Annotated in this window: 17 protein-coding genes, 1 pseudogene and 1 other annotated feature; of the genes and pseudogenes, 6 read left to right on the top strand and 12 right to left on the bottom strand. The window is 45.8% G+C overall.

All coding sequences use genetic code 11. The annotated features are described in order from the left end of the window. Nucleotides 1-83: 83 nt before the first annotated feature. The 5 genes from JSY36_RS10485 to JSY36_RS10505 all read right to left on the bottom strand — a co-directional run bounded on the left by JSY36_RS10485 (nt 84) and on the right by JSY36_RS10505 (nt 6,409). A complete protein-coding gene (locus JSY36_RS10485; RefSeq protein ID WP_205166358.1) occupies nt 84-938 on the bottom strand; it encodes a GDSL-type esterase/lipase family protein in 855 nt (284 codons plus the stop codon). Nucleotides 939-1,061: 123 nt separating this feature from the next. After that, nucleotides 1,062-3,224, bottom strand: a complete 2,163-nt coding sequence (locus JSY36_RS10490; protein ID WP_205166359.1) for a type IA DNA topoisomerase — start codon at nt 3,222-3,224, stop codon at nt 1,062-1,064. Nucleotides 3,225-3,404: 180 nt separating this feature from the next. After that, on the bottom strand, nt 3,405-4,232 hold the full coding sequence (locus tag JSY36_RS10495) for a cytochrome c oxidase assembly protein (protein WP_419466038.1): 828 nt from the start codon (nt 4,230-4,232) through the stop codon (nt 3,405-3,407). Then, complete coding sequence (locus tag JSY36_RS10500; protein WP_205166360.1) at nt 4,229-4,729, bottom strand: DUF2243 domain-containing protein; 501 nt, start codon at nt 4,727-4,729, stop codon at nt 4,229-4,231. Before JSY36_RS10500 ends, JSY36_RS10495 begins: the two co-directional genes overlap by 4 nt. A 318-nt stretch (nt 4,730-5,047) precedes the next feature. Beyond that, the gene (locus JSY36_RS10505; protein ID WP_205166361.1) at nt 5,048-6,409 is read right to left on the bottom strand and encodes an MATE family efflux transporter; all 1,362 of its coding nucleotides are present in this window, start codon (nt 6,407-6,409) and stop codon (nt 5,048-5,050) included. A 353-nt stretch (nt 6,410-6,762) separates the two neighbouring features. Here JSY36_RS10505 and JSY36_RS10510 point away from each other — a divergent pair, with 353 nt between their 5' ends. From JSY36_RS10510 to JSY36_RS10520, 3 genes are all read left to right on the top strand, one after another. Further along, nucleotides 6,763-7,134: a cyclic-phosphate processing receiver domain-containing protein gene (locus JSY36_RS10510; protein WP_205166362.1), complete on the top strand. Its 372-nt coding sequence runs from the start codon at nt 6,763-6,765 to the stop codon at nt 7,132-7,134. A gap of 369 nt (nt 7,135-7,503) precedes the next feature. Beyond that, nucleotides 7,504-8,196, top strand: coding sequence for a Na-translocating system protein MpsC family protein (locus tag JSY36_RS20845; RefSeq protein WP_205166363.1), 693 nt, complete (start codon nt 7,504-7,506; stop codon nt 8,194-8,196). 301 nt (nt 8,197-8,497) lie between these two features. After that, the gene (locus JSY36_RS10520; RefSeq protein WP_205166364.1) at nt 8,498-8,662 is read left to right on the top strand and encodes a hypothetical protein; all 165 of its coding nucleotides are present in this window, start codon (nt 8,498-8,500) and stop codon (nt 8,660-8,662) included. Nucleotides 8,663-8,767: 105 nt separating this feature from the next. Here the strand turns inward: JSY36_RS10520 and JSY36_RS10525 are convergent, their stop codons facing one another. Beyond that, on the bottom strand, nt 8,768-9,316 hold the full coding sequence (locus JSY36_RS10525) for a flavodoxin family protein (RefSeq protein WP_205166365.1): 549 nt from the start codon (nt 9,314-9,316) through the stop codon (nt 8,768-8,770). A 136-nt stretch (nt 9,317-9,452) separates the two neighbouring features. Here JSY36_RS10525 and JSY36_RS10530 point away from each other — a divergent pair, with 136 nt between their 5' ends. Beyond that, nucleotides 9,453-9,746: a winged helix-turn-helix transcriptional regulator gene (locus tag JSY36_RS10530; protein ID WP_205166438.1), complete on the top strand. Its 294-nt coding sequence runs from the start codon at nt 9,453-9,455 to the stop codon at nt 9,744-9,746. Nucleotides 9,747-9,787: 41 nt separating this feature from the next. Here the strand turns inward: JSY36_RS10530 and JSY36_RS10535 are convergent, their stop codons facing one another. Further along, entirely contained in the window at nt 9,788-10,024 is a 237-nt protein-coding gene (locus JSY36_RS10535) for a hypothetical protein (RefSeq protein ID WP_205166366.1), read from the bottom strand. Beyond that, the gene (locus JSY36_RS20475) at nt 10,002-10,109 is read right to left on the bottom strand and encodes a hypothetical protein (RefSeq protein WP_336511472.1); all 108 of its coding nucleotides are present in this window, start codon (nt 10,107-10,109) and stop codon (nt 10,002-10,004) included. Before JSY36_RS20475 ends, JSY36_RS10535 begins: the two co-directional genes overlap by 23 nt. 226 nt (nt 10,110-10,335) lie before the next feature. On the opposite strand from JSY36_RS20475, the pseudogene JSY36_RS10545 reads away from it, so the two are divergent. Then, a pseudogene (locus JSY36_RS10545) lies at nt 10,336-10,715 on the top strand (transposase); the annotation flags it as partial. Between the two features lie 500 nt (nt 10,716-11,215). On the opposite strand, the gene tyrS reads toward JSY36_RS10545, so the two are convergent. From tyrS to JSY36_RS10565, 4 genes are all read right to left on the bottom strand, one after another. Continuing rightward, nucleotides 11,216-12,460, bottom strand: a complete 1,245-nt coding sequence (gene tyrS, locus JSY36_RS10550) for a tyrosine--tRNA ligase (protein WP_205166367.1) — start codon at nt 12,458-12,460, stop codon at nt 11,216-11,218. A 178-nt stretch (nt 12,461-12,638) separates the two neighbouring features. Further along, nucleotides 12,639-12,862: a binding site (T-box leader), on the bottom strand. Nucleotides 12,863-12,914: 52 nt separating this feature from the next. Further along, the gene (locus JSY36_RS10555; protein ID WP_336511473.1) at nt 12,915-14,378 is read right to left on the bottom strand and encodes a flavin monoamine oxidase family protein; all 1,464 of its coding nucleotides are present in this window, start codon (nt 14,376-14,378) and stop codon (nt 12,915-12,917) included. A 163-nt stretch (nt 14,379-14,541) separates the two neighbouring features. Continuing rightward, nucleotides 14,542-15,465 carry a hypothetical protein gene (locus tag JSY36_RS10560; RefSeq protein ID WP_205166368.1) on the bottom strand — a complete coding sequence of 308 codons (924 nt, stop codon included), beginning with the start codon at nt 15,463-15,465 and terminating at the stop codon, nt 14,542-14,544. 36 nt (nt 15,466-15,501) lie between these two features. Further along, on the bottom strand, nt 15,502-15,846 hold the full coding sequence (locus JSY36_RS10565; RefSeq protein WP_205166369.1) for a DUF4064 domain-containing protein: 345 nt from the start codon (nt 15,844-15,846) through the stop codon (nt 15,502-15,504). 579 nt (nt 15,847-16,425) lie between these two features. On the opposite strand from JSY36_RS10565, the gene guaC reads away from it, so the two are divergent. Next, nucleotides 16,426-17,409: a GMP reductase gene (gene guaC, locus JSY36_RS10570; RefSeq protein ID WP_205166370.1), complete on the top strand. Its 984-nt coding sequence runs from the start codon at nt 16,426-16,428 to the stop codon at nt 17,407-17,409. Nucleotides 17,410-17,524 lie beyond the last annotated feature (115 nt).

Here is a 17,524-nt window from a genome sequence, read left to right on the forward strand (position 1 = left end):
ATTTGTTAATCCCGTAAGTTGATTTCCGCTCATTGCCCCGCGGGCGGTTCGGGAGATTTCTCATCGCTATGAGGCATCGGGGTTTACCCGGAACGCGCTTTTCGTGCAGGGAGTGTCTGTGCAATCAACATGTTATTTCTAGCAAATCCATAGTTAAAAAGAGGAGCAGCGCATGGACGCTGTTCCTCTTTTTGTTGCAGCTTATGCTTATCTATGGCTTCTATGCCAATTTGTGCTAATCGCTGATGGCCTGAACGTGTAGGGTGGATATCAGATTCCAGAACATAGTCACCTTCTCCGGTTTGAAATACACCAAAAGCATCAATAAGAATAACGTTATCATTATTGCATTGCTGGGTTATCATTTCCAGGTGGTTGTTGACCTCAGGTAACACATGCAACGCCACATTGTAGAGTGGATCGTCCTCCTGAAAAGGATTGTAGATATTATAAAGAAGGACCGGAGCATCAGACAACATACGAATCTCAATCAGAATTCTTTCCAGGTTATTATATAATTCCCTGTTATCAATCTCTTCGAACAGGTATTCTGAAAACCTGGATGAATCCCAAAAACTACGATAAAAAGCGTCATGTAGAGCCTGGAGTAAATCATTGCTTCCGATATTCACCGTAATGAGGTCTGCCTGCCCGATCGTATCACGAAAAACAGGATCATGTTCAACGGCTTTGAGCAGGTCATCCGTCTTCCACATCGGTACTCCCAGATTATTGACGTCTCCCTTTCCTATCATACCCATGAGAAAAGGAAAGGCTTCTTCAGCAGGGTTCGTGTTATCTTCACCAAGATTAAAACCAAAAGGAATGGAGTCACCCAGCGCTACAAAAGACGTTTTTTTCATTTGGGCCATCACGCCGGTGGTACCTACAATCAAGGCTAAAGAGCATAGTACAAACATCTTGAAAATCTTACCCATATAAAACCTCCTTTTCTGCTCCTGACAGGTTTGTCTCCTTACTCTTACACTATTATTTTTTATTCAAAGTGACACTCCAAAATCGAAAAACAGCAGCCCCCTTACCAGGACTGCTGTTGAAAGCTATTGATTTACAAAATCAAATTCCACTTTTCCGTCTTTCAATACGAGAGAGGCATCAAACGGTTTCTTTCCTTTGAAGCCTTTGATTTTATTTGTTTTTCCCTTTTCACAAAGCTGTTTAATGGCGGTTTTTGAGAGAGTTTTGCCTAAAATCCTCTTGTTGAATGTCTGCTTGCATCCGGCTTTGTACTCAGAGCAGCCGTAGAACGTCTTTCTGTCCATAATCTGCCCTTTTCCACAGGCAGGACACGAGGCAACCGGTTCTGCCGGAGCCCACTTCCCGCCTTTTCCACGGCCCTTTCCGCTCACCTGTGACTTGGCCGCTTCACTCACTTCAAGCTTTGCTACAACCTCACCTGCATCTTCTACAATTTTATGGGTAAAGGCAATGGTGTTGTCGATAAAGGCCGTCTTTTTTCCGGCACCCTGACCGATTTTCTTTAAGTATTTTTCCCACTTCGCTGTCATGGCGGGTTTGGCAAGGAGTGTGCCACTCACAGCTTCACAGAGAATCCGGCCCTTTTCGGTCACAGATACGATGTTTTTATTCACTTTAATGTATTCCTGCTTGATTAATGTTTCAATAATGCTGCTGCGGGTGGCCTCTGTACCGAGCCCCTCCACTTCCTTCAGTGTGGCACGAACTTCCTCATCTTCATCGATCATCTGGCCACATGTTTTCATCATCGTAATGAGCTGGCCCTCGGTGAATGGTTTTGGGGGCTTCGTCTCATCTTCCGTCACATTCACTTTCGCCTCGGCTGTCATGCCTTTTACCACAGGGGGCAGGAGGGTGTCGCCGTCCTTCTTTTTGCTGTCTCCTTTATAGAACAGCTCTTTCCACCCGCGATCCTTCTCGACTCTTCCCCGGGTAAAAAAATCAAGCGTCTTTACATCCGTTGTAATTGTTGTTTCCTCATACACGTAATCATGATGAAACATGGCCAGAGCGCTGTTGACGATCTCCATGTAGACATTCCGCTGGTCCTGCCGGAGCCCTTCCACCGTTCTTGCCTGGGGAATCTTTTTCGTTGGAATGATCGCATAGTGTTCCTGCACTTTCGCATCATCCACATAGCGCTTATTGGGGTTGAGAGATGCAGGCTCAAAATCAGCTCCGGCTACCTTCTGATAGGCAGAAAGGTTGTTCTTCAAATACGAAAACTCGCTGTGTGTGATGTGCTGGGTATCAGTTCTTGGGTAGGTAACAAGTTTTAACGGCTGATCATACAGACTTTGAACGATCTTCAGTACTTTTGACGGGCTGTACTTGTACTTTTTGTTCATCGCCGACTGGAGGGTTGACAGCGAGTGAAGCTTTGGTGGCTTCTGGTGCTTCACCTGTTTCTTCACGTCTTTTACCAGCCCGGTTTCCCGCTCAGAAACCCCCTTGCCGTCAAGCATCCGGCTGACTTCTTCTTTCGTTTTGTAACGGCCTTTCATTTTTCCTTTATACGTGCCTGCTTCTGTGTGAAACGTTCCTTCAATTTCAAAAAACGGTTCAGGCTTGAAGTTTTCAATTTCTTTTTGCCGCTCGTAAATAAGATTTAACGTCGGGGTCTGGACCCGCCCTACGCTGAATACGTCTTCAATTCCTTTTTGCTTCAGGAGGAGAGTATACAGTCGGCTCGTATTGATGCCCACAAGCCAGTCGCCGACCTGACGCGCCTGAGCTTCTTCGTAAAGGGGCAGATAGCGTTCCCCTTCCTTCAGGCTCGCAAAACCTTTTCGTACTTCGTCCACTTCAAGGCTGTTAATCCACAACCGTCTGGTTGGTTTACTCCATGCCCCGCTCATGGAGATGATACTGCGGGCAATGTTTTCCCCTTCGCGGTCGCAGTCTGTGGCAACGATAATTTCGTCTGCTTCCTTGAGAAGGCGCTTCACGACATTAAACTGCTTCATTGTCCGGCGGGTAGGTTTAAACTCAAAACGCTCGGGTACGATGGGAAGGGTGCCAAGTGACCAGCGCTTCCACTCGCCTTTATATTCGCTCGGATTTTTCAGTTCGACTAAATGTCCGATCCCCCACGTGAGCTTTGCCCCGCCCGGAAACTGCTGGCACGCTGGTATGGAAAGAAACCCGTCGCCTTTTTTTACATTGGAAAACGCCTCTGCATAGGCCTTTGCCTGACTTGGTTTTTCGGCTAAAATGACTGGCATTTTCACGCTCCCCCTTTACTCTTTCATATCATTAAAAATACCTTTCTCGTCTCTCGTCTATGATCAAACATAGCGGGAATTTCCCCAAATAGCAATCATTAAATTTCCAATAAAAAAAGGCCAGCTGACTCATTCTTCTTTAAAGGAAAAGAATGAGTCGGCTTGCCTTTACATACCGGTTTAGGTAGTGTCAGCTTTCCAACCGGTCCTATTTTTTTCAAATTGCGGGATTTTCGGCCGTGCGGACCGGTACCAGTGAAGGCACAAAATGAAAATGATGATGATATCCACCGCATCCCCTCCATAATACATGAGCATCCCGCCTGTTTGAGCATCGGCTGCTGCAACTCCGGACGGAGGGTTGGCATAAATGTACTTTGATAAAATACCGTGACTCGCTAAAGCAAGGACAAGAACCACACCCCGGTAAAGATAAGGATAGCCATGGGGCATCGGGTCGATGTAGATCATTGAGATGGTGAAAAGATATCCTGCGAGAAAGACGTGAAAATGAATGAGGATATGGAGCCACGTATGTTCGTGCATAGCAGGGAAAAGATTCGTTGTATAAAGGACCCAAAGACCTCCCATGTTCAATATGGAAGCAAACACGGGGTTGGTAAAAAGATGCAGTGGTTTGCTTTTTAACACCTTGGTTACCTTACGGGCAGCCGGTACGGAAAATGTCCTCAGTAAAAGGGTGACCGGTGCTGCAAGTACCATTAATAGTGGCGCGATCATGCCAAGAAGCAGGTGGCCAAGCATATGTAATGTAAAGTTCCCATGAGCCTGAACCGCTACCGGGCCGATAACAGCTGTTAACGCACACAGTATGCCCAGAGTCCAGAGGGTTGTCCGGTGAACCGGCCACGACCGTTGGTTTTTTCTTGATATCACGACACAAGTGATGTAGAACATAAAGGCCAAAACAAAAGGAAGGGCTAATAAAACCTGGGGAAGCACCCCTATTTCGTGTCCACTGGAATGAATATGCTGCACAATGATCACTGTGCCACCTCTTCTTTACGGTGCTGTCTCGTCTTATACAATAGAAAAACGCCTATGGCTATCATCATCGCTGCACCTGCATTCCACACAATGTCATAAACAATCACATTGTCAACGTAGCGAATCTGGTGAATCCTCATTATTTTATGCTGAACAATTCCGTCATAAAGCTGAAAGGTTCCCGCACCAAGAAATACCCCGCCGAGCCAGCGTTTCATCCACAAAGCCTGCCGTCTGCGCAGATCTGCAAACATAAACAAGCCTCCGATTGTCGCAAACCAGCTGAATGCGTGAAAGAGTCCATCTGAAATCAATCCAATATCCGTTGTTGAACGGTCGTAAAAATGATGCCATCTGAGCAGCTGGTGGAAAACCACTTCATCAAAGAAAGCAATGAGACCAAGACCAAACAGAATGCCGGACAACAGGTTCCGGCCGGAAAAATGAATCTGCTGAGACCGGTTAGATTCGACTCCACGTTTCTTTACCACCTTCATCTTCCTCTCTCCGTGCAGGATAAAAATAAAAAGGTCCTTTCTGAAAAAAGGATCCTTTGTTGTTGAGTTATTTGAGACTGTGTCCTCTCTTTTTAAGTATTACCCATCCTGAGAGCATAAAAACCCGTCATATATGGAATTATTACAGGTTCCCCAGGTCGGTTTCCATTTTTATGTATGCGGATCTGGTTATCTTAACATTCAGCCGTGTTATCTTAACCTAAACCCGGCATATCTTTACACAAATCACGCAAAAATACACACAAACCCACAATAAACAAACGCCGCCCGATAGCCGGGCGGCGCAACATTTCCTCTTTAGTTGTCAGCCGCAAGCTCTGCCCGTCGCTGGACAATCTGCAGTCTTACAAAAAATCCGATTGCAGCACACGTCAGCCCCAGTGTAATGCCAACCCAGAGTCCGAAAGGTCCGAGTGGAGAAAAAGCAGCCAGGCTGTAGCCCGCCGGAATTCCTATCAGCCAATAGGAGGTAAAAGCCGTAATGAACGGCACTTTTACGTCTTTGTACCCTCGAAGAACGCCCTGAAGTCCGGACTGGGCCGCATCAGAAAGCTGAAAGATAATAGCGATAATGATGAACTGTCCCGCCATGAGGACCACATCCCGGTCGGTCGTATACAAGTAGGCGATCTGCTCCCTGAAAAAGTAGAGAAACACGGCCCCGACAGCTAAAATGCCGATGCCGCCCAGCACCCCGAGACGCCCGTACTGTTTTGCGGCCTGAATCCGCCGGCCTCCGACTGAGAAACCAACGACAATCGTGAGTGCCATGGAGATACTTAACGGAATCATAAAAATAAGGGACGTGAAGCTTAACGCAATCTGGTGGGCTGCAATCGTTACGGTTGTAAACATCATCCCCATAAGAAGTGTGACAACCGCAAAAATACTCGATTCAAAAAAGATGGACAATCCGATCGGCACCCCGATGGAAAGCTGCTCTTTCCACGCCTTCCATGAAGGTCTGAACCACTTTACAAAAACCTGGTAACGCCTGAGGACCGGTACTTTAAATGTCATCGCCACACTCACAAAGAAAATGATCCAGTATGTTGCCGCAGTGGCATAGCCTGCACCGATGCCCCCTAGGGCAGGGAGGCCGAAGTTCCCGAAAATAAAACCGTAATTTAACAGCACATTAAACGGTACCGCAATGACCGTGATAATCATCGTAATCCGGGTAAATCCCTGCCCGTCGAAAAAGTTCCGCAGAACGCTAGCAAGAAACAAAGGCACGATGCCAAAAGAAAGACCGATTAAATAATGAAAAGAGATATGGGTCACTTCCGGCGTTAAATTCATAAATGTCATGATATGATCAAGAGCAAAAAACCCCAGGGCAACAACAATGACTGCCAGCACCATCGCCAGGTATACCGACTGGGTGACAGCTTCTGATATCCTGTCTTTACGCCCACTCCCCATAAGCTGGGCCACTATTGTTGTAACGGCAAGAAGAATTCCGTTAATTCCAGTAAATACAGGCATCCACAGGCTTGAACCGATGGCGACACCGGCCAGGTCATCAGTGCCGACTCTTCCTGACATCAATGTATCTACCATGTTCATAGCGTAGAGGCTTACCTGTGTAACCATGATCGGCCATAAAATTCGTAAAAACAGCTGTACTTTATCTTTCTGTGATTCAACGTGTTCCATGTTTTCACCTGATTTTCTCATTATATATCTGTCTATCTTACAATACTTTTATCTGAAATGGGGAGAGAAGCCTTCCTTACACTGTACTTTTAACAGACGAGAACAGTAGATTTTTTCTCAAAAAGGCAATTTGTCGAAAAAAATTAGCAATTTTTTTGGGCAATCGACGATCTTTTTTTAGTGTTGTGACAAACTTCCCGTTTCTTTTCTCAAAAAGTATGGTTTACTGGTAGTAAGACTAAGTTTAGAAGGAAATGGAAATAAAATGGGACAGGATCCTCATCCCCTTTCGTTTATGTTTGTATCATGTTAAGGTTGCATGAACCCTTTATTTAAGAGAGGAGGAATAAAACGTGGAAACGATAAACGTATTTCTCGATGATTACCGAGCAGCACCAGAAGGGTATGTCCTCGTCGAAACCATTGATGAGTGTAAAGCACTGCTTCAAAATTTCAACATTGAGCATCTCTCTCTCGATCACGATTTAGTAAGCAAGCAAAGAAACGGACTTATGCTGGTCCATATGATGGTGAAAGAAAATCTTTTTGCCAAACGGATTACCATTCATTCTGCCAATGCCCCCGCCGGCCGTGCCATGTATCATTCATTAATACAAGCCCAGAAAGATACATCAATGCCTCAATCTGTCAGCCTTTCCCTCCGACCCCTTCCTTTGCGTAATTACTCACGTATAGCCCTTCAATATTACGATGACAACAAATAATTCCTCCTGACTTTGTGCCCGATAATAATTGCATAGTGTATATGAATAACCAGGCACATTATAACTGCCTGGTTAGTTTGTGCTTTCCCAAAAAAGAGCCGCCACCCCTGATTTAAAACAAACTCCTCAGTAGTCTGTACCAGTCACTTGGACTTACTTTGGGCATTGAAACATGTCAGGAAGTGTTTAATCAGGTTAGACATGCCATCGAACCGTTTAGCAGCTCGCATACACTTTTAGCGGGGTTTCCCCTCCCTTTTCCCCCTGAAAAAAAGCAGGGCACCAACACATCCTCCTCCAGATGGTTTACAATCACGCGTTTTAAGGAAAGGTAAACGAAGAAAACAAAATAAAGGAGTCGAAAAATAAGTGGAAAAAACTGCAGATTACGCTGAACTCGCCAGTTTCACCGGAAAACTCCTGCGGGACAATTTCGGAAAAGGTCCCTCATCTGTTTATGTATCGATTGAGCATCCGTTTATTACCATCTATCTTCAGGACTTCCTGGCCCCGATGGAAAAGGTATTGGCCAGGCAGAACAGGGAAATCAAGATTGAAGAAACAAGGGATATGTTAATGGAGGAACTGATTCCAGAATTTAAAGGCCAGATTCGCGGCATGTTAAATGTAGGGATAAGCAACGTATATTATGACTGGGATATGCAAAATCAGTCAGGCTTCATTATTGGAATTATTGATGAAGAATGTGTGGATGATACTCCCCTCCCTTTTCCATACTATAAAGAAAAGGAACGCATTCATGATCATATTATAAAAGTGTGTGAAATTGCACAAAAAGGCCCCGAACATATTGATTCCTATTTTTTAAATGACCGCACACTCGTCATAGAACGTCACGGCATCATGGTTGAGATTGAAAAGGAAATGATCAGCACCGGATTCTCCGATCAGCTCAGACTTGCAAAGAGAAAGCTCGAAAAGCGCCTTCTCGATCCGAAGTTGGTTGAAAGCCTCCTCAATGTCCACGTACAGGATAAATTCGTTGTCTGGGACTTTAAACGTGACACGAGTTATATCACCTTTATCTTAAAACCTAAATGACAAAAAGGTTACAATTCGCTTTCCTGCCTTGAATTGGAACCTTGAACACGTTATACTAAAAATTGATTGGTGATGACCATACAATTTTATTTAAAGTCCCGTGGAAATAAGTAGACAATAGCGCTACATTATAAGCTGGGAAAGTCAGTGGGTGACCTCTGTTCTTTTCCGGCTATTTTTGTGTCTCCACCATCCAAGTCCATTTGCTGCCTCCTACCGGAAAGTAAATCACCCAATGGTGAGATAAGCTTATTGTCGTTTGGTCACTCAGGATCCAAACAAAAATTGAGGTGATTGAATCATGAGTAATCAAAAACAAAACAAAACCGATCAACAATCTGAAAGAGCCAACAATAAGAATACCGTGAATCAACAACCTGCCAAGACTACACCACAGGAACAGAATATGAAGTTCTTTGAGGAAATCGATAAAAGAAGATCCTCCGGGAATTACAGCATTAAGTAATATACAATCAAATCCCCCTGCCTGTGGGAGTAGGAGGGGGATAGATTTTTCTTTATCAAGGTATCTTAGCCGCTGTGAATGATCTTACATCTACTAAGGTGATTTTCACTTCATACAGCCCTGGCTCTTCAATTCTCCGTTCAAACTCGCAGCCTCATTCTTCGCCAGTTGATCTTTTGCAATGTCTCCAGGCTTATTACCGTTACCGATTACATACCCTTCAAATTGGGCTCCGAAAAAGGCGAATATATGTTGAAACTGCAGAATCAGAGGTAGCGCCTTTTGTTTAGGGTCGTCCCCTCCGGAAACAACCACATACATCCGTTTCCCCTTCATTTTTTCTCTGAAATTCATTCGTTCATCCCGTAAGCTTTCACTCCACCTGTCAATGAACCGTTTCATCGTTCCGCTCATGCCGTACCAGTATAACGGAGTAACAAACATAATCGTTTCATGGGTAAGCATCCGGCCCAAAACATCATAATAATCATCACACATCCGCTCAAAACCATCAGAGCCATGCCGCCTGTCAACAATATCCAAAACCCTTTTCTCCCGGAGCACGACCTCCTCCGTTTCCAGACCTTTCGTTATTTCTTTCGCCAATCGTTCGGAATTTCCGCCTGCACGGGTGCTCCCATATATCACAAACATCCTGATCTCCCCTTCTTTACATGCTATAGTTAATAGTATAAACAGTAGCGGTGGAAGTAAGAAGTACGCACTTTTTTGTGCGGTAGGCACCAAAAAGTACCTGTAAAGGAGATGAACGCTGGTGAGTCAATATCTGATGCCTGTTGAGGCGACTTTAAAAGTGATCGGCGGAAAATGGAAAGTCATCATTTTATGCCATTTGGAAACTGGTAAAAAAAGAACGAGCGAGCTGAAAAAGCTGATGCCTCAAGTTACCCAGAAAATGCTTACACAACAGCTGAGGGAACTGGAGTCCGACGGTGTTATTACAAGAACCGTTTATAACCAGGTACCCCCAAAAGTAGAATATGCCCTCAGCGATTACGGGCAGAGCCTCAGGCCGATCCTCGATTCCATGTGTAAATGGGGAAACGGCCATCTCAAGCAGTAAAAAAGTCAGTCCTGATTTTTCCGACCTATTCTCTGAGAGCACTAATTCATAATTAGTAAGAACAAGCCTGCCTGCAGCAGCATACATACAGCACCGGTTATCATAGGGACGAGGACCACAACTCCGCCACGATCCACAACCGGTTCAAAAGGGTTTGCTGCCGGGCTGGCTCTTGAGTGTCTCATGGGAAATTCAGGAACCTCAATTTGGTCAGTTTTCACGTGGTACTTTACAAATTCCTCAGCTTCTTTTCGATCATCCCCGTTTTCTTTCTTCATTTTCTTCTCCCTCCAGTGTGCACTTGAGTGATTGAACAGCCGTATAAATCCGTGATTTAACTGTGCCCTCGGGAATGGACAGCACGTCCGCTATGTCTTTGTGGGCAAGATCATGATAATAGTAAGAACAACAGCCGCCCTTTGTTTTTCCGGAAGGGTAAGTATGGCTTCCCGGATCGTCAAACGGTCAATAAGCATCACCGGAGCCTCCATGTCAGGTACAAGAAACGGTAGAAGCTGATTCCACTCTTTTCGCCTGTTTATTTTATTAATCATCAGGTTGTAGCCAATTTGAAAAAGGTAGGTTTTAATACTCCCTCTACCCGGATAGCTTCGATCAAAAGTATCAAGCGTTAAAATATACTCGTCCGAAGGAATGTATAGATTGCCACTGGCTGAAGACTCCTTATGCCAAAAGGTCTTCAAGATAAAAATAGCATCTGATTTACGGTGTTATAGTGCACCTGCACGTGGCTCCATTGCCTGGAAAGAGCGATTCAAGGAACGGAGCTCCGTTGAACGGGTTATTGGATACCTCAAAGAATTCTTTCAGTTGAACAATGTAAGATATCGAACAGGAAAACGAGCCAAAGTCCATTTTGATTTAGTTGCCATGGTATACAATGGCATGAAATTATCCAGCATGAGACTTGCCCAAAAACAATCTTCAACAAATTTAGCAGCAGCTTAATGACATGCAGGATACCGTTGATTGTAGCGTAAGGTGCGAGACGCCTGCGGGAATAGCATTAGCTGAAGATCCCGCAGGGTGCTCTTCCCGAGGAAGCTGAAGCAATACCCGCGGCAAGCGAGCGTCCTGGAGCGAAAATCAACACCAAAGTTAATAGATCAATTTTTTTAAAACGATATAACAATTATTCTGAGAGTGTAGGCTTTTTAAGAAATTGCATTATGAAATTGGTTCAATGATTGTATTGAAGTAAAAAATGATAGAGAGTGATTAACGGCTTAGAGGACGTTTTAAACGGCTTTGCAAACATGATTCACGGCTTCCTGAGCTCAATTAACGGGTTAGGCCTATTTCTACTAAAAAACGTAGGAAGAGGCTGGGACAGAAGTGTTTTAGTCAACGAGGATCCGAACAAACCATATGCGGTGCAAATAAACCGCTCCTGCATTGTTCGGATTCTCAGCTAATTCTTTCTTTATGTCCCAGCCTCTTCCTGATCCTTACATCTCAATTTTCACAAACTTCCTCTTTCCTACTTGCACCACCATTCCAACCTTCACACTAACCTGAAGTTTCGGATCTTCCACCTTATCACCATCCAGGCTGACACCACGGTTTTGAATCATTCTCCGGGCTTCACTTTTCGAAGTAAGCAGGTTCAATTCAACAAGCAGATCCAGCACACCCACTTCATCCTCCCCTGTCCATTTCACAACAGGGATATCTTCAGGAACGAGACGCTCACTGAATACTGAAATAAAATGCTTTTCCGCTTCAGCTGCTTTCTTTTCATCGTGATACATTTTCACGATTGTTTTCCCAAGCTTCATCTTCGCGTCCCTCGGGTGAAGCTCCCCCGTTTCAATCTGAGTGCGCATCTCATCTATTTCCTCAGGCCCTGTGTCCGTCACCAGTTCAAAGTACTTGATCATTAATTCATCCGGAATCGACATGGCTTTGCCGAACATCTCATTCGGGCTTTCATCAATGCCGATGTAGTTCTTCTTCGATTTTGACATCTTCTCTACCCCATCAAGACCTTCAAGAAGAGGCATGAGCATGGCCACCTGCTTTTCTTTTCCGTACTTTTCCTGAAAGTGACGGCCCATCAATATGTTAAAGTGCTGATCTGTTCCGCCGAGCTCAACGTCACTTTCCAGGACAACCGAATCGTAGCCTTGCATGAGAGGGTAGAAAAACTCATGAAGTGAGATGGGTTTATGATCATCCATCCGTTTTTCAAAATCATCCCGCTCCAGAAGACGCGCCACTGTAATTTTACCGGCCATATTAATCACGTCTTCAAAGTCAAGCTTCGAGAGCCACTTAGAGTTGTAGTGAAGCTCCACCTTTTCCATGTCCACGACTTTGCCGAACTGCTCAAAGTACGTCCTGGCGTTTTCCTTTACCTCTTCATCGGTTAGCTGCTGTCTCGCAACCGACTTTCCTGTCGGGTCACCGATCTTACCTGTGAAGTCGCCGATAATAATCTGGATTGTGTGCCCGTTTTCCTGAAACTGCCTGATTTTGTTCAGGACGACCGTATGCCCGAGATGCACGTCCGGCGCTGAAGGATCAAGACCCAGCTTTATTTTAAGCGGCCGTTTTTCACTGACTGCCTTCGCTACTTTCCGCTCTAGATCTTCAGAAGGAATAAGCTCCTGAACCCCTTTTCGGTAAATAGCCATCTGCCTGTTCACTTCAGTGATTTGTTCCTGCGTCAGTTCTTCTGTCCATTTACCCATGTTCAATTCCTCCATTTTTTTTATAACTCTAATCGTAAAAATTATTGGTTTTTCAATGGTAATTTCCCCTACGGACACTTTCCGCGGAAGTCACCGCCTTTTGCTCCATTTTTTATATTGAAAAGCAACACTCTATACAAAAACCGCTTTTTGAATACAAAAAAGCCACATCCCTGAAAAAAGGGACGTGGCTGTATGGTTTACACGCGGTACCACCCTTGTTAAAGAACACAATGTTCTTCCACTCAATTTGGCTAACGGGCTGATCCGTTCTTTGCTACTGGCGGTTCACAAAGAAAGCTCGAGGAGGTAATTCACATTATCTTTGTGCCGGTTCGCACCAACCACCGGCTCTCTGGGATCAGGGAGATAACTGCTACTTGTTCCTGTCATCGCGTTATTCGTATTCGCTTTTAACTAGTTATACACCCAGTTGCCTCTGCTGTCAACTCTCTCATCCATTATTAATTTCTTTGGCCACCCGGACCCCAGAGTCAACAGCCCCTTCAATCCAGGCATGGAGCTCAGACGTGTGCTCTCCGGCAAAATGAATCCTACCCTCGGGCCGTATGATAATTTCAGGATAACTGGCAGACTGATAAGGAGCGTAAAGAGAAAAACAGCCTGCCGAGAACGGATTTTCGTCCCAGTTGTACGACACACCATGGATAAACGTATCGTATACTTTTTGCCCGTGAATGGCAGCCACAAAGTCCAGTGCCTCTCTGACCCGTTCTTCAGGTGACAGTGAGGTCCAAAGCCTCGCACTGTCCCCCCAGCTGTAGGTGCCTTGAATGATGCCCCCGCCCGGCTCGCCGATGGCACTGCTCGGGTAAAAAATAAACTGATACGGCAGATCCGTCGTCAGACTCCCCCCCTCCATTCCGTCTTCCTCCCAGAATTTCTCCGTAAACTCGAGGCCTACTTTATGAGCCGGCACGTAGGGAAGGGTTTGAATGACCCGCCATTTATCACGGGCAATCGATTCCCGGGGCTCAATGTCGATAAACTGAAAAGCCGAAAAAGGTATCGTTGAAATGAGGAGATCACCTTCATAAACGTACTCCTGCCCGTCAGCACCTCTGGTGACCACTTGAACCCCAGTATCGTCCTGAACAATCCGGATCACCTTCTGCCCGAGAACCACATCACCTTCAATCTGAGCCCACAAAGCTGTGGCGATCTGGTCATTCCCGCCTTTAATCTGGGAAAAGGTTACGTCACTGAACGTTGTCGTAATGATCGCCTTAAACGTATCAATAAAGGACATCTCTGGAAAGCCCACTACACCAAGCAGCACTTTTATCATATGAACAGCGTCTTCCGATAAGGAGCCTCCAAAGGGATTGTCCCTGAGAAACGATTCCATTGAATAAGGCTCAAACTGCTCGTTCAGCCGCTGCTGCTCTTCCTCCGTTGAATTCATATAAAGCGTGTAAAAAGGCTTAAGCGCATTTTCCAGAAGCTCTCCTGCGGTCTGGTCGCGCTCGTCTTTCTCCAGCCCGAAGTTAACCAGCCCGGGATTTTCATCATATTCATACTGCCTCACAAGCCGGTTATTCACGTAAATAAGATCATTGTCCGTACTGCTGATGTAGGGAATAAGGGTAAGATCAAACTTATCCGCAAGCTCCCTGACCAGATAGTGGTGCTCCGGAATTCTCATGGCCCCGGCCTCCCAATAGTTCCCTTCACTGAACGGTTCCCGGACCGTGTATACCCGACCGCCCACCCGGGTATTCCCTTCCAGTACCGTCACATCATGACCTGCATTTCTTAAAAGGTAAGCCGCCGTGAGCCCCGCCATCCCGGCTCCTGCAATGAGTACCCGTTTCGGATTTCCCGATTGCGGCAGTCCGTCTTTTAAAACAGCCAAGTGCTCTTCCGGAGCGGTTATCACATCACGAAACTCCTTCACCCATCTCACCCTTTTTGGTTATACATACGAATGAAGCAGCCTGTGTTATGCCGGTTTAACGTGATTTGGAAACAAACGTTTATCTTCCCTTCATTCCAAATAAGCGAATCTCTGCATTATTATAGCCCGCTCATTGAAGAGCAGCTCCCCCCCCCAAGAAAAACTAATTCTTTTTCACAGTTACAATTTGATTGTCCGGCACATGCAATGATTCATTCTCTGCCGGCACCCGCTTTTCTTTATCAACATCCTTCACTGATTTCACCTTACTCAGCTTGTCAAATGGAGCGAGATCACCTTTGCCTTCATCGTACAGCCGGAACCACGGAAATCCGTGCTCCGTGTACACTTCAGCCGTCACCGGACTGTCAGGAGGGGCATCCCCCGTCATTCTTTCGTATTGTTCACTGTTTACGAAATGAACCCTCACAGCAGTTTTCGTCTTCCTGTCCCACGCATCCACACCATATTGATCCGGGTAAATTTCCTGCTCCATCTTTCCGCCGGCCGCAATACCCATTGCTGCATCCTGACAGACATGCATGTCTGTCAGCAAATAAAACCCGCCGCACTCCTGCTCCACTCTCCCGGGCTTCGGGGCAAATACCGTAAACGACAGGCCACCCCGCGGTTCTTTATCACTCAGTTGCTCTTCCACTGAATACCCCTGCCCCACAGGCATCGCCACAAACTGCCGGATATACCCCTTCCCGGCATTAAATCCGTCCAGCCACGGCTGATCCGGAGCCACCACATAATTTTGCTCATCCGCCTGAAGCTCGGTACACCGTTCTTTACCCGATACGGCATTCGTGTTCCCCGCATCAACAATCAAAGCATGAGGCGTCCCGCTGAAACTGAGCCACATTGCTTCCCGCTGGTATACGGGAATAAACACGCCACCTTCCTCAAGCCACTTCTCCGGCACTGTGTCCTTATAATCCGACACCCTGCAAACAGGAAACGTACCAAGACTCGGCGGCAGCGGATACGTCTTCTCATCATCCGTAATCCGAAGCGTTCTCTCAAAACTGATACGAAGCTCCCCAATCATCAATCCATCCTGATTCACAGTCACAGGCAGCATCACCATTCCTCCTTTTCAGGTTAAAATACATCAGACCTATGCAGCCACAGCCGCCTTTACCTTCTCCTTTCTAAGAACCCCCATGAGCCCCGCTGCTCCAAGAAATAACGCAGGGACGACGCCAAACAAACTGATTGAGACCAATATCGCAACACCGCTGATCATCATAAGCCACCCTCCCAGCTTCGCCTTTAACTTCACAATCACCGCTCCCGCAAACCCAAGGATGCTGAACAAAAACGCACTCGTGCCAAGCCCCCACATCTCCGTACTCCCGCTCACAGCTTCATCAATGCTTCCGATAAACAACGCAAAAAACGCCCCGCCAAACCCAAGCAATCCACCCAGAATCCCCAAAACCATTTCCGTATTCCGACTCACCGACATCATCTCCTTTAAAGGTTATACGTTTATTTTAACGAGCCCAGTGACAGAATCTGTCAGGGAATAGAAGTTCGTATGAGTATTTTTCAGGTTCGGAAAAACTTACTGTTCCAAGTAACAGAAGTTTCTTTGATTGAAATTTTTCAGCCGGATAAAATCTGATTTAAAATTTCTTGAGGGCGAATCACCCCACGTAAAAAAGCCACTCCCTCAGGAAGCAGCTTTTTCACTTATCATCCAATCTTTTCTTGATCTCTGCCAACCATTCCGTCTGATTTTCCCGCTAACGGACAATCTTATCCCGGAAACGCTCCAGGCTCTTCGTAACCGAACATATCGCAATTAATATGACAATCATGACGCCGATATCCATTAAAACAATCCTCTCCCAATGGCATTATTTCCACATAATTTTCCAAAGTTGCCATACCGATCCTTCCTCAACTGCAGCACCACTTGAAGGCCAAAATCCCAACAAAAAACTTTGACAACTGTAAAGAAATCGTGTACATTACCCTATGTACGAACGTTAATTATTAAACATTATATAAATATTCGCTTTTAGGAGTGTTAGCTATGGAAAACGTATTCGATTATGAAGATATTCAACTAATTCCAGCGAAATGTGTCGTAAACAGCCGGTCTGAATGTGATACCTCTGTCACACTCGGCGCTCATACATTCAAGCTGCCGGTTGTACCTGCCAACATGCAGACAATTATTGATGAAAAAATTGCTTTATTTTTAGCAGAGAAAGGCTATTTTTATGTGATGCACCGCTTTGAGCCGGAGAAGCGTCAGGCTTTTATCCGGGACATGCACGAAAAAGGCCTCATCGCCTCCATCAGTGTCGGGGTAAAAGAAGAAGAGTACGGGTTTATTGAAGAGCTCGCTGCTGACAACCTGAAGCCTGAATACATCACAATTGACATTGCCCATGGCCACTCCAATGCGGTCATCAGCATGATCCAGCACATTAAAAACCACCTGCCTGCAACCTTCGTCATCGCAGGTAACGTAGGTACGCCTGAAGCGGTACGGGAGCTTGAGCACGCCGGCGCAGACGCGACAAAAGTCGGCATTGGGCCAGGGAAAGTATGTATAACAAAAATCAAGACCGGCTTCGGAACCGGCGGCTGGCAGCTCGCAGCACTCCGCTGGTGCGCGAAAGCAGCGACGAAACCGATTATCGCAGACGGTGGGATCCGTACACACGGCGACGTGGCGAAGTCCATCCGTTTTGGCGCAACAATGGTTATGATCGGGTCTCTTTTCGCCGGTCACGAAGAATCACCGGGAGAAACAAAAGAAGTAGACGGCAAACTCGTTAAAGAATACTTCGGCTCTGCTTCAGAGTTCCAAAAAGGCGAAAAGAAAAACGTCGAAGGTAAAAAAGTGTACGTGGATCACAAAGGCTCCCTTAAAGACACCCTCGTGGAAATGGAACAGGACCTCCAATCTGCCATCTCCTACGCAGGCGGCAGCAAGATCGATGTCATCCGCACAGTGGACTACGTCGTCGTAAAAAATTCGATCTTTAACGGGGACCGGGTGTACTAAAAAATGCAGGAAAAGACATGGAGGGTTCCATGTCTTTTTTTTGTATGAGAAAATTAAGTAACCGGAAAAGTAAAAGAATGGTGGTTTTAACTCCTTATCAAGAAGGAGTTAAAAA

This window comes from Alteribacter salitolerans, from assembly GCF_016901055.1.
GTDB classification, from domain to species: Bacteria; Bacillota; Bacilli; order Bacillales; family Salisediminibacteriaceae; genus Alteribacter; species Alteribacter keqinensis.

What these genes read in the sequence shown, in the direction of transcription:
- JSY36_RS10485 (WP_205166358.1), bottom strand. Translation starts at nt 938, where the DNA reads ATGGGTAAGATTTTCAAGATGTTTGTACTATGCTCTTTAGCCTTGATT.
- guaC (WP_205166370.1), top strand. Translation starts at nt 16,426, where the DNA reads ATGGAAAACGTATTCGATTATGAAGATATTCAACTAATTCCAGCGAAA.
- JSY36_RS10530 (WP_205166438.1), top strand. Translation starts at nt 9,453, where the DNA reads ATGCCTGTTGAGGCGACTTTAAAAGTGATCGGCGGAAAATGGAAAGTC.
- JSY36_RS10500 (WP_205166360.1), bottom strand. Translation starts at nt 4,729, where the DNA reads ATGAAGGTGGTAAAGAAACGTGGAGTCGAATCTAACCGGTCTCAGCAG.
- JSY36_RS10520 (WP_205166364.1), top strand. Translation starts at nt 8,498, where the DNA reads ATGAGTAATCAAAAACAAAACAAAACCGATCAACAATCTGAAAGAGCC.
- tyrS (WP_205166367.1), bottom strand. Translation starts at nt 12,460, where the DNA reads ATGGGTAAATGGACAGAAGAACTGACGCAGGAACAAATCACTGAAGTG.
- JSY36_RS10505 (WP_205166361.1), bottom strand. Translation starts at nt 6,409, where the DNA reads ATGGAACACGTTGAATCACAGAAAGATAAAGTACAGCTGTTTTTACGA.
- JSY36_RS10525 (WP_205166365.1), bottom strand. Translation starts at nt 9,316, where the DNA reads ATGTTTGTGATATATGGGAGCACCCGTGCAGGCGGAAATTCCGAACGA.
- JSY36_RS10560 (WP_205166368.1), bottom strand. Translation starts at nt 15,465, where the DNA reads ATGCTGCCTGTGACTGTGAATCAGGATGGATTGATGATTGGGGAGCTT.
- JSY36_RS10490 (WP_205166359.1), bottom strand. Translation starts at nt 3,224, where the DNA reads ATGCCAGTCATTTTAGCCGAAAAACCAAGTCAGGCAAAGGCCTATGCA.
- JSY36_RS10535 (WP_205166366.1), bottom strand. Translation starts at nt 10,024, where the DNA reads ATGAAGAAAGAAAACGGGGATGATCGAAAAGAAGCTGAGGAATTTGTA.